This window comes from Pandoraea norimbergensis (genome assembly GCF_001465545.3).
In the GTDB taxonomy this organism is placed as follows: domain Bacteria; phylum Pseudomonadota; class Gammaproteobacteria; order Burkholderiales; family Burkholderiaceae; genus Pandoraea; species Pandoraea norimbergensis.
The window spans coordinates 1,195,463-1,207,491 of record NZ_CP013480.3 but is presented as its reverse complement, the minus strand read 5'-3'; the positions used below and the strand labels follow the sequence as shown (position 1 = coordinate 1,207,491).

At 57.6% G+C, this 12,029-nt stretch carries 6 protein-coding genes, 2 tRNA genes and 3 rRNA genes; 5 read left to right on the top strand and 6 right to left on the bottom strand.

From position 1 onward, the window contains the following. Positions 1-57: 57 nt before the first annotated feature. The 5 genes from AT302_RS05395 (at position 58) to AT302_RS05375 (ending at position 5,327) form a co-directional block, all read left to right on the top strand. Positions 58-1,056, top strand: a complete 999-nt coding sequence (locus tag AT302_RS05395) for an ABC transporter ATP-binding protein (protein WP_058380112.1) — start codon at positions 58-60, stop codon at positions 1,054-1,056. Between the two features lie 125 nt (positions 1,057-1,181). After that, positions 1,182-2,765 (top strand): ABC transporter substrate-binding protein, encoded by a 1,584-nt coding sequence (locus AT302_RS05390; RefSeq protein ID WP_058377552.1) that lies wholly within the window; start codon positions 1,182-1,184, stop codon positions 2,763-2,765. A gap of 26 nt (positions 2,766-2,791) precedes the next feature. Continuing rightward, entirely contained in the window at positions 2,792-4,198 is a 1,407-nt protein-coding gene (locus AT302_RS05385; protein WP_058377551.1) for an acyl-CoA thioesterase/bile acid-CoA:amino acid N-acyltransferase family protein, read from the top strand. Next, positions 4,195-4,731 carry a CMD domain-containing protein gene (locus AT302_RS05380; protein WP_058377550.1) on the top strand — a complete coding sequence of 179 codons (537 nt, stop codon included), beginning with the start codon at positions 4,195-4,197 and terminating at the stop codon, positions 4,729-4,731. The genes AT302_RS05385 and AT302_RS05380 overlap by 4 nt, the downstream gene beginning before the upstream one ends. Beyond that, positions 4,728-5,327, top strand: a complete 600-nt coding sequence (locus tag AT302_RS05375; protein ID WP_058377549.1) for a peroxidase-related enzyme — start codon at positions 4,728-4,730, stop codon at positions 5,325-5,327. The genes AT302_RS05380 and AT302_RS05375 overlap by 4 nt, the downstream gene beginning before the upstream one ends. 263 nt (positions 5,328-5,590) lie before the next feature. Here AT302_RS05375 and AT302_RS05370 read toward each other — a convergent pair whose 3' ends face one another. The 6 genes from AT302_RS05370 to AT302_RS05345 all read right to left on the bottom strand — a co-directional run bounded on the left by AT302_RS05370 (position 5,591) and on the right by AT302_RS05345 (position 11,957). After that, on the bottom strand, positions 5,591-6,370 hold the full coding sequence (locus tag AT302_RS05370) for a glycosyltransferase family 25 protein (RefSeq protein ID WP_058377548.1): 780 nt from the start codon (positions 6,368-6,370) through the stop codon (positions 5,591-5,593). A 311-nt stretch (positions 6,371-6,681) separates the two neighbouring features. Then, positions 6,682-6,794 (bottom strand): 5S ribosomal RNA (gene rrf, locus AT302_RS05365). Positions 6,795-6,935: 141 nt separating this feature from the next. Next, positions 6,936-9,814, bottom strand: a 23S ribosomal RNA gene (locus AT302_RS05360). Positions 9,815-10,095: 281 nt separating this feature from the next. Continuing rightward, positions 10,096-10,171: transfer RNA gene (locus AT302_RS05355), tRNA-Ala, on the bottom strand. Positions 10,172-10,283: 112 nt separating this feature from the next. Next, positions 10,284-10,360, bottom strand: a tRNA-Ile gene (locus tag AT302_RS05350). Between the two features lie 64 nt (positions 10,361-10,424). Next, a 16S ribosomal RNA gene (locus AT302_RS05345) occupies positions 10,425-11,957 on the bottom strand. Together the 16S, 23S and 5S rRNA genes with 2 tRNA genes alongside form the textbook arrangement of a ribosomal RNA operon. Between the last annotated feature and the right edge of the window lie 72 nt (positions 11,958-12,029).

The window sequence follows — 12,029 nt, the reverse complement described above, 5'->3', positions numbered from 1 at the left end:
CCGCAGGGTCATCACGGCGCTGGCGGCCCCCGTGCGGCAGCGGCCCCGAGTGCTACGTTGCCCGCGCCTATCGTGGCGCTGCGCGGCGTCAGCAAGCGCTTTGGCGAGCGTCACGTCGGCCCGGCCGGGCGTCTGCTCGAACGCGTCGGCCTGTCGCATCCGCCGGCCGTCGTGCGCGCGGTCGATAACGTCGATCTGGTCGTCAAGCCGGGCGAAGTCGTCGGTCTTGTGGGTGAGTCGGGGTGTGGCAAGTCCACCCTCGGGCGCATGCTCGCGGGGCTGCTCAAGCCGTCGTCGGGTGAAGTGCAGATTCATGGCCGCCCTGCCGACTCGCTGAGCGACGACGAAAAGCGCGACGCCCGCCTGAAGATCCAGATGATCTTTCAGGACCCGTATTCGAGTCTGAATCCGCGCCTGCGCGTCGACCGCATTGTCGGTGAAGGTGCGCTGGTCCATGGCCTGACCGATCGCGCCGGCTTCGACGATTACGTGAGCGCGCAGTTGCAGCGCGCCGGGCTCGATCCGGCGTTGCGTCATCGCTATCCGCACCAGTTCAGCGGCGGTCAGCGTCAGCGCATCGGTATTGCACGCGCGCTGGCGGTGCAGCCCGACCTGCTCGTATGCGACGAAGCCGTGGCGGCCCTCGACGTGTCGATTCAGGCGCAGATTCTCAACCTGTTCATGGATTTGCGCGAGCAACTCAAGCTCACGTACGTGTTCATCAGCCATGACCTCGGTGTGGTCGAGCATTTGTCCGATCGCGTGGTGATCATGTATCTCGGCCGGGTGGTCGAGAGCGCACCGGTCGAAGAAGTCTTCCGCCGCCCGAATCATCCGTACACGCAGGCGCTGCTGGCCGAGATTCCGCGTATCGACGTACGTCACAAGACGTTCTCGGCGATTCGCGGCGAAATTCCGAGCCCGATTGCGCCGCCGGGCGGTTGTCACTTCCACCCGCGTTGTCCGCACGCCATGCCGCGTTGCCGCACGGAAGTGCCGACGCTGCGTGGCGTGGCGATCAACCACGTGAGTGCGTGCCATCTGAACGACGTTTGATATCGCCGGACTCGCTGAACTAACTGCCTCATACGAATCATCCGAATCATCCGACGACGTGACCGGCCTGCGGTCAGTGTCACGTCAGACCTTCTTTCATTCATCAACGACCAGGATTGCCGATAATGAAACGCTTCTTGTTGTCCTCGTTAGCCGCTGCATTGCTCGTGACGAGCGCCGCGGCCTCCGCACAAAACGCCCAAAGCTCGACCCTGCGCATCGCGTTTGCCGATCCGCTTTCGTCGCTCGATCCGCAACTGAACAACCACGCGGGCGACCGCTCGGTCGATCTGCACTTCTGGGATCTGCTCGTCGAGAACAAGTGGAACAAGCTGCAACCGGGCCTCGCCGTGTCGTGGAAGGCCATCGACGCTAAGACGTGGGAATTCAAGCTGCGCCCGAACGTGAAGTGGCAGGACGGCCAGCCGTTCACGGCCGCCGACGTCATCTATTCGTACACGCGCGCACGTAACGTGCCGGGCAGCGTGGCGACGTTCGCGGGTTACCTGCGCACCATCGAGACGATGAGCGCGCCCGATCCGCTCACGCTCGTCGTGAAGACCAAAATTGCGAACCCGGACCTGCCGCTGAACCTCGCGTCGGTGCATATCGTGAGCAAGCACGTGGGCGAGAAGTCGAACACCGACGACTACAACGCCGGGCGCGCCGTGATCGGCACGGGGCCGTTCAAGTTCGTGTCGTACACGCCGGGCGACCGCGTGGAAATGGTGCGTAACGACAACTACTGGGGCGGCAAGTCGGAGTGGGAAAAAGTCGACTATCGCTACATCAATAACGGTGCCGCACGGACTGCCGCGCTGCTCGCCGGCGACGTGGACGTGATCGACAAGGTGTCCGCTTCGGATATTCCGCGTCTGAAGAAGTCGCCCAACGTGACGGTGTTCCCGTACCCGGGCCTGCGCGTGATGCTGCTGCAACCGACGTTCCGCGACGGTCCGAACGACTTCATTACCGACAACAACGGCAAGCCGCTTGCCAAGAACCCGCTGCTCGACGTGCGTGTGCGCCGCGCGCTGTCGCTCGCCATCAATCGCGATGCCATCGTGTCGCGCATCATGCAGGGCACGGCCAGCGAAGCCAATCAGTGGATGCCGAAAGACACGTTCGGCTACAACCCGGACGTGAAGAACATTCCGTTCGACGCCGCACAAGCGAAGAAGCTGCTGGCCGATGCGGGCTTCCCGCAGGGCTTCAAGCTCACGATGCACGTGCCGAACGACCGCTACCCGCAAGGCCCGGAAACGGCGCAGGCAGTGGCGCAGTTCTGGACACGCATTGGCGTGAAGACGCAGGTGGAAGTGGTGCCTTGGGCCGTGTACTCGGGCCGCGCGAACAAGAACGACTACGCCATGACGATGCTCGCGTGGGGTAACGGCACGGGTGAAGCGAGCTACGCGCTCGTGAACGTGCTGGCGACCGTGGATGCCAAGAAGGGTCTGGGCGCATCGAACTGGGGCCACTACAGCAACCCGGCCGTGGACAAGGCACTCGACGCATCGACCGCCGAGTTCGACGAAGGCAAGCGCGAAGCGATCTTGCGTCAATCGGTCAAGGTGGTGTCGGACGACGTTGGCGTGATTCCGCTGTATCACTACCAGAACATCTGGGCCGTGCGTAAGGGCCTGAAGGTCACGCCGTTCACGAGCGATCGTACGGTCGCGATGCAAGTGACCAAGGCCGCGAAGTAAGCGGACGCCACGGGATCTATTGCCTTATGACGTCATCGCTCATTCTCACGGCAACACCCGCGGATGCACTGATCGACGTGCCGCGCCACCTGGTGGTGCGCGGCGCGGCGCCCGGTGCGCGCGTCACGCTCACCGCGCATACCGCGCGGGCGGGCGGCGTGGTGTGGCATGCCGAAGCCACTTTCGAGGCCGACGCTGAAGGCTGTGTCGACGTGGCGCGCGATGCGCCTGTCGCTGGCAGTTATCAGGGCGTTTCCGCCATGGGACTCATCTGGTCGCAGGTGCCCGAAGACGGCAAAAGCCGTGACGTGTTCCCGCAACCGGTGTCGGCACCACTCGTGACGACGGTTGTGGCGCAGGCGGATGCGGTGGTGGCTGACGGCACTTCCGCGCACGCTTCGGCCGCTGACGCAGGCACCGATGTGTCGGCTGCCGGCGCTGCCGCTGCATCGGCTTCTGTCTCGGCTTCTGTCTCATTCACTCAACGTCTGGCCGCCGAAGGCGTCACCCGGCGCGAGGTGCGTGAAGACGGGCTCGTCGGCACGCTGTACCTGCCGCCGGGCGACGGCCCACATCCGGCGGTCATGATTCTGAACGGCTCCGGTGGCGGTATCAACGAACCGCGCGCGGCGCTCTATGCGTCGCATGGGTATGCCGCCTTCGCGTTGGGGTATTTCAAGACGCCGGGGTTGTCGGATTACATCTCCAACACGCCGCTGGAGTACTTCGCCAAGGGCATGGACTGGCTTCGCCGTACGGTAAAGCCGGCCCATGATTTCGTGGCGCTGTCGGGCCAGTCGCGTGGCGGTGAGCTCGTGTTGCTGCTCGGCGCGACGTTCCCGGATGCTGTGTCGGCCGTCATCGGTTATGTGCCGAGTGCGTTGATTCACAGTGCGCAGAACGCGTGCGACCCGGCACTCGGTCGCGAAGGCCCGACATGGCTGCTGGATGGCAAGCCGTTGCCGCATATCTGGGAAAACAACCGCACAGCGTCGTGGGCGCCGTTTGATGAAGGACCGCCGCCGCATCGTCATTCCAAGGCGATGTTGACGGCACTGGGTGATGCCGACGCCGTCGCGCGGGCTCGCATCCCGGTCGAGAAGATTCGCGGGCCGGTGATGCTGTTGTCCGCTGAGGACGATGGCTCTTGGCCGTCGAGCCTTTACTCGAAGATGGTGACTGAACGGCTGGCCGAGCATCGCTATCCGTATCCGGTCGAGCATCTCGACTTCGCGCGTGCCGGACACGCCATCGTGTTTCCGTATGTGCCGACGACGCAGCTCGTCTATGCGCATCCGGTCTCGGGCAAGATCAGCACCGGCGGTGGTGAGCCGGATGCCAACGCACTCGCCGATCAGCGTTCGTGGAGTGCCGTGCAGGCATTCCTCGCGAAAGCCGTGGCCGAGCGCGCCCAATCACAAGGACAATCATGACCGCCAACACTCAATACGACATCGCTGACGATCTCGTCGACCGCGTGGCCGGGCTCGAAGCTGGCTCTGCGGCGCACACGCTGCGACATGCGCGCGACAAAGTTGCCATCGCCACGCAAGGCAGCTACGAAGGGCTGTTCGATCCGGCACTCGAAGGCATTTCGCTGGTCGAGCGTCTGCTCGTCGCGCTGTATGCGAGCCGGCTCACGCCGTCGCCTTCGCTCGCTGCGCACTATCGCGCGGAACTGGGCAAGCATGCCGTTGATGCTTCGCAACTGGCGGCCGCCGAAAGTGGCAAGCCGGAAGACGTGACGGATATCCGTTTGCGCGCGATGCTGATCTTCACGCGGACGTTGATCGAGAACCCGGTCGCGGGTGACAAGGCCGCATTGCAGCAACTGCCGGCAGCAGGTTTGACGACGCCGGCCGTGGTAGCGCTTGCCCAACTGATTGCGTTCCTGTCGTACCAGACGCGTCTGGTGGCGGGTCTGCAAGCCCTCAAACAACTGGCTCCGCGGGAGACGACAGCATGAGCGAGATCATCCGTTCGCACGGTTTTACCAACGAGTCACTCGACTGGGATGCGTGGCTCGACGTCGTTGCACTCGACAAGGCCACACCCGAGCAGGTCGCTGTGCTGGAGGAGAGTCATCCGAAGGCCAAGACGTCGGATTACTACCTCTTTCTGGTGCATCAGCCGGAAGTGCTGCGCCAGCGCTCGGCGGCGTTCAACGCCATCATGTACGCACCGGGCGGAATGCCGCGCGCTGAACGCGAGTTGTCGACGACGGTGGTATCGCGCATCAATGGTTGTGTGTACTGCGCGTCGGTGCATGCGCAGCGTTTCGAGCAACTGGCGAAGCGTAACGACGTGATCCGGGAAGTGTTCGACGAGCCGCGCACGGCGGGAACGACCGCGCGGGAGAAGGCCATTGCGCAGTTCTCGATCGAGCTGACCGAGACGCCGGGTGATGTGCGCCCGGCACAATTGCAGGCACTGCGTGACGTTGGCCTAACGGATGCAGAAATCCTCGACCTGATCCACTCGATTGCCATTTTCGCGTGGGCAAATCGCCTGATGCTGAACCTCGGCGAGCCGGTGTTTCCTGAGGAAACGGTAGCGGTGTGAGGTGTTGGGGGGAGACTCGCGGTTTTCGCGTGGGTCAGTCCCCCGATGCTGAAGTCTAGTGAGGCCGCGTTCCTCTGAGGTAGGCCCTGCGGCGCAACCGATGCCGGTTTTACTTGCAGTGCTACGGGGTCAATTCAGAGGTAGCAATGTCGGCTTGAATTCGCTCGTACGCCCCTTGCCGTGACAATGACGCGCTGTCCTCTCTGAGGCAGCGCGTTTTTGTTTTGACAGGATACTTTGGTCCGCTACGGCCTTTGCGGCGTCTACGTCCTCTCGTCCCATCGACGCGATTCCAGGAAGCGTCTACGCCAGACATCCGCGTGCCGGCTCAGACTATCCCGGCCCATATGGAATTCGCGACGCAGCTTCTCGGGAAGTGAGCGTTGCGCTTTCTTTCTCCCGGTGATGGTAGTGTCGACAATCTCATCGCAATGCGAGACGACTGCGGGCGACGTCGAGATCATGCGGATGCCGTGTTCCCAGTTCCGATTCAACATGTCGTCAACGGGGTGCACCATCCGTTTGCCATACGCAAGAAGTGTCAGGGCAGCGTCCCTGCGAATCAGGTAGGCCTGCGTTCCACCGGGCTGCTTGCGATGGTCATGCAGGATTGCCCCGTCGGGGAGCCGCCCCACTGGCCAGCGGCCTGCATCACCACCTTCGTTGAGACGGGCAATCCCCCAAGGGGTCGTCGCATCGAGTGTGTAACTCAAGCGAGCGGCAAAGCCAGGAGCGAGTTGAACGTCGTCCTCAAGCACACACCAGATGTCGTTATTCGAATCTGCGAGCTCCTGCCAGACACGATAGTGACTGTCGTAACAGCCGATTTCACCGAGCGTCAGGTGGTTGCCATAGGTGCGAAGACGCGTTTGCGCATCATAGACATCCGGATACTCGCTCACGCGCTCCGCGTTGAAGAACCGGAACGGTACGCCAGCTCGTTTGAGTTGTTCGGTGATGTGGACGCGACGCGTAAGACTATCAGTCAGCGAGATGACAACAACTGGCGGGAGCTTTGTCCCGGGGTTTGAAAGTAGATTCATCGTGTGCCGGGCAGCGTTGCGTATGAAGATACGCTTTTGCGACGCCCATATCGGTCAATAAAACAACCGTCACGATAGCCCCCGAATATGTCATCTCTCGTATCTTTCAAACGATTACCCAGACGACAGCTTTCAAACGCGTCAAGAAGGAGAACATCAGAAGGGATCCGAACGCGAAGCGTATCAATTGCGCTAGGTGGTATCCGGGAAACAAAGATCGGCCGGCGGTGTTGAGTGCAACCACGCTCGAATTCCGAACGCGCAAAGCAAAAACCCCTTGCTACGCGTTGTAGCAAGGGGTCTTTAGGGGAGCCTGACGATTACCTACTTTCACACGGGTATCCGCACTATCATCGGCGTGGAGTCGTTTCACGGTCCTGTTCGGGATGGGAAGGGGTGGTTCCAACTCGCTATGGTCATCAGGCATAACTTGTATGTTCTGCTGCACTAGGTGCAACAAAACCAATTCAGAAGAAGCGTAGTACTACATGTAGTTGGGTTGTGAGCGTATCAGCCTCGTTATGGGCACACGCAAACTCACACCAGCACAAAACACACTGGTTATAGGATCAAGCCTTACGGGCAATTAGTATCAGTTAGCTTAACGCATTACTGCGCTTCCACACCTGACCTATCAACGTCCTGGTCTTGAACGACCCTTCAAAGGAATCGAGTTCCTAGGGAAGTCTCATCTTAAGGCGAGTTTCCCGCTTAGATGCTTTCAGCGGTTATCTCTTCCGAACATAGCTACCCGGCGATGCCACTGGCGTGACAACCGGTACACCAGAGGTTCGTCCACTCCGGTCCTCTCGTACTAGGAGCAGCCCCCTTCAAACTTCCAACGCCCACGGCAGATAGGGACCAAACTGTCTCACGACGTTTTAAACCCAGCTCACGTACCTCTTTAAATGGCGAACAGCCATACCCTTGGGACCGGCTACAGCCCCAGGATGAGATGAGCCGACATCGAGGTGCCAAACACCGCCGTCGATATGAACTCTTGGGCGGTATCAGCCTGTTATCCCCAGAGTACCTTTTATCCGTTGAGCGATGGCCCTTCCATACAGAACCACCGGATCACTATGACCTGCTTTCGCACCTGCTCGACTTGTCAGTCTCGCAGTTAAGCACGCTTTTGCCATTGCACTATCAGCACGATTTCCGACCGTACCTAGCGTACCTTCGTACTCCTCCGTTACACTTTGGGAGGAGACCGCCCCAGTCAAACTGCCTACCATGCACTGTCCCCGATCCGGATTACGGACCTAGGTTAGAACCTCAAACAAACCAGGGTGGTATTTCAAGGATGGCTCCACAGAAACTAGCGTTCCTGCTTCAAAGCCTCCCACCTATCCTACACAGACCGGTTCAAAGTCCAATGCAAAGCTACAGTAAAGGTTCATGGGGTCTTTCCGTCTAGCCGCGGGTAGATTGCATCATCACAAACACTTCAACTTCGCTGAGTCTCGGGAGGAGACAGTGTGGCCATCGTTACGCCATTCGTGCAGGTCGGAACTTACCCGACAAGGAATTTCGCTACCTTAGGACCGTTATAGTTACGGCCGCCGTTTACCGGGACTTCAATCAAGAGCTTGCACCCCATCATTTAATCTTCCGGCACCGGGCAGGCGTCACACCCTATACGTCCACTTTCGTGTTTGCAGAGTGCTGTGTTTTTATTAAACAGTCGCAGCCACCAGTTTATTGCAACCCTTTCACCCTCCTGGCGCAGGCCAGTCAAGCTACAAGGGCGTACCTTATCCCGAAGTTACGGTACCAATTTGCCGAGTTCCTTCTCCCGAGTTCTCTCAAGCGCCTTAGAATACTCATCTCGCCCACCTGTGTCGGTTTGCGGTACGGTCTCGTATGACTGAAGCTTAGAGGCTTTTCTTGGAACCACTTCCAATTGCTTCGTGAACAAGTTCACTCGCCCCATATCCTTGAATTCCGCGCCCGGATTTGCCTAAGCGCCTTCTCCAATACAGGGACCGGGACTTCCAACACCCGGACAACCTTCCGCGATCCGTCCCCCCATCGCATCATACGACGGTGCAGGAATATTAACCTGCTTCCCATCAGCTACGCATCTCTGCCTCGCCTTAGGGGCCGACTCACCCTACGCCGATGAACGTTGCGTAGGAAACCTTGGGCTTACGGCGAGGGGGCCTTTCACCCCCTTTATCGCTACTCATGTCAGCATTCGCACTTCTGATACCTCCAGCATCCTTCACAAGACACCTTCACAGGCTTACAGAACGCTCTCCTACCATGCGAGCAAGCTCGCATCCGCAGCTTCGGTATATTGCTTAGCCCCGTTACATCTTCCGCGCAGGACGACTCGATCAGTGAGCTATTACGCTTTCTTTAAAGGGTGGCTGCTTCTAAGCCAACCTCCTGACTGTTTTAGCCTTCCCACTTCGTTTCCCACTTAGCAATATTTAGGGACCTTAGCTGGCGGTCTGGGTTGTTTCCCTCTTGACACCGGACGTTAGCACCCGATGTCTGTCTCCCGTGATTGCACTCTTCGGTATTCGGAGTTTGCTATGGCGAAGTAATCCGCAATGGACCCTTCAACCATGACAGTGCTCTACCCCCGAAGGTGATACACGAGGCACTACCTAAATAGTTTTCGGAGAGAACCAGCTATTTCCAAGTTTGTTTAGCCTTTCACCCCTATCCACAGCTCATCCCCTAATTTTTCAACATTAGTGGGTTCGGACCTCCAGTACGTGTTACCGCACCTTCATCCTGGCCATGGATAGATCACTTGGTTTCGGGTCTACACCCAGCGACTGAACGCCCTATTCGGACTCGCTTTCGCTACGCCTTCCCTATTCGGTTAAGCTTGCCACTGAATGTAAGTCGCTGACCCATTATACAAAAGGTACGCCGTCACCCCTTACGAGGCTCCGACTGTTTGTATGCATGCGGTTTCAGGATCTATTTCACTCCCCTCCCGGGGTTCTTTTCGCCTTTCCCTCACGGTACTGGTTCACTATCGGTCGATTACGAGTATTTAGCCTTGGAGGATGGTCCCCCCATCTTCAGACAGGATTTCACGTGTCCCGCCCTACTTTTCTCAAGCTTAGTTCCACACCAGGGTTTTCTCATACGGGGCTATCACCCACTATGGCCGGACTTTCCATTCCGTTTTGATAACACCGGTGCTAAATCTTGAAGGCTGGTCCCATTTCGCTCGCCACTACTTTGGGAATCTCGGTTGATTTCTTTTCCTGCAGCTACTTAGATGTTTCAGTTCGCCGCGTTCGCTTCGCTAGACCTATGTATTCAGTCTAGGATGACCCATTCGGGCCGGGTTTCCCCATTCGGACATTTGTGGATCAAAGCTTATTTGCCAGCTCCCCACAACTTTTCGCAGGCTATCGCGTCCTTCATCGCCTGTAATCGCCAAGGCATCCACCACATGCACTTATTCGCTTGACCCTATAACGAGAATGTCTCGTTACAGGTTGAGTTTTAGCGTTGTGCCGTATTCCAAGTCATCTTTCGATCACTTAAATACTAGTTGATACAATCACAACCCGTACAATTTCCACGCACCATCTCTAATGCGCTTCCGTTGTACTACTACTTCTTCTAAATTGTTAAAGAACAAATAACTGCATGACATTGCTGTCATTCAAAAACATTCACGTGAAATCTCTATAGGGATTTACTACAGACGTAAAAGCTTTTGACTGACATCGATGTACGATCTAAGGAATTGGTGGAGGCAGACGGGATCGAACCGACGACCCCCTGCTTGCAAAGCAGGTGCTCTCCCAGCTGAGCTATGCCCCCAAAATCAGTCTGATGCGGCGTTACAAAAACCTTTGCATACCAATGTATGCGGCAGCTTTTTGTGCCTTGCCTCAGCCTAATTTCTTTCTACCAGGCGTCGGTGGAAAGAGATTGGTGGGTCTGGAAGGACTTGAACCTTCGACCCCCGCCTTATCAAGACGGTGCTCTAACCACCTGAGCTACAGACCCGACTTAGATCTACGCAGTCAACAACCGATAAGCGTGAACACTCAACTTCCAGTGCATGCTCTAGAAAGGAGGTGATCCAGCCGCAGGTTCCCCTACGGCTACCTTGTTACGACTTCACCCCAGTCATGAATCCTGCCGTGGTAAGCGCCCTCCTTACGGTTAGGCTACCTACTTCTGGCAAAACCCACTCCCATGGTGTGACGGGCGGTGTGTACAAGACCCGGGAACGTATTCACCGCGACATGCTGATCCGCGATTACTAGCGATTCCAACTTCACGCAGTCGAGTTGCAGACTGCGATCCGGACTACGATCGGTTTTCTGGGGTTAGCTCCATCTCGCGATTTGGCAGCCCTCTGTACCGACCATTGTATGACGTGTGAAGCCCTACCCATAAGGGCCATGAGGACTTGACGTCATCCCCACCTTCCTCCGGTTTGTCACCGGCAGTCTCCTTAGAGTGCTCTTGCGTAGCAACTAAGGACAAGGGTTGCGCTCGTTGCGGGACTTAACCCAACATCTCACGACACGAGCTGACGACAGCCATGCAGCACCTGTGTTACGGCTCTCTTTCGAGCACTCTCACCTTTCAGCAAGATTCCGTACATGTCAAGGGTAGGTAAGGTTTTTCGCGTTGCATCGAATTAATCCACATCATCCACCGCTTGTGCGGGTCCCCGTCAATTCCTTTGAGTTTTAATCTTGCGACCGTACTCCCCAGGCGGTCAACTTCACGCGTTAGCTTCGTTACTAAGGAAATGAATCCCCAACAACTAGTTGACATCGTTTAGGGCGTGGACTACCAGGGTATCTAATCCTGTTTGCTCCCCACGCTTTCGTGCATGAGCGTCAGTATTGGCCCAGGGGGCTGCCTTCGCCATCGGTATTCCTCCACATCTCTACGCATTTCACTGCTACACGTGGAATTCTACCCCCCTCTGCCATACTCTAGCCTTGCAGTCACGAATGCAGTTCCCAGGTTAAGCCCGGGGATTTCACATCCGTCTTACAAAACCGCCTGCGCACGCTTTACGCCCAGTAATTCCGATTAACGCTTGCACCCTACGTATTACCGCGGCTGCTGGCACGTAGTTAGCCGGTGCTTATTCTTCCGGTACCGTCATCCCCCCGAGGTATTAACCCAAAGGATTTCTTTCCGGACAAAAGTGCTTTACAACCCGAAGGCCTTCTTCACACACGCGGCATTGCTGGATCAGGCTTTCGCCCATTGTCCAAAATTCCCCACTGCTGCCTCCCGTAGGAGTCTGGGCCGTGTCTCAGTCCCAGTGTGGCTGGTCGTCCTCTCAGACCAGCTACAGATCGTCGCCTTGGTGAGCTTTTACCTCACCAACAAGCTAATCTGACATCGGCTGCTCTTGTAGCACGAGGCCCGAAGGTCCCCCGCTTTCCTCCTCAGAGCGTATGCGGTATTAATCCGGCTTTCGCCGAGCTATCCCCCACTACAAGGTACATTCCGATGTATTACTCACCCGTTCGCCACTCGCCACCAGGTGCAAGCACCCGTGCTGCCGTTCGACTTGCATGTGTAAGGCATGCCGCCAGCGTTCAATCTGAGCCAGGATCAAACTCTTCAGTTTAAACCTGTTACTGTTTTCGGTTTTTCGTGATAAATCACTTGAACCGGTCGCTCTCAAAGTATGCTGACAAGT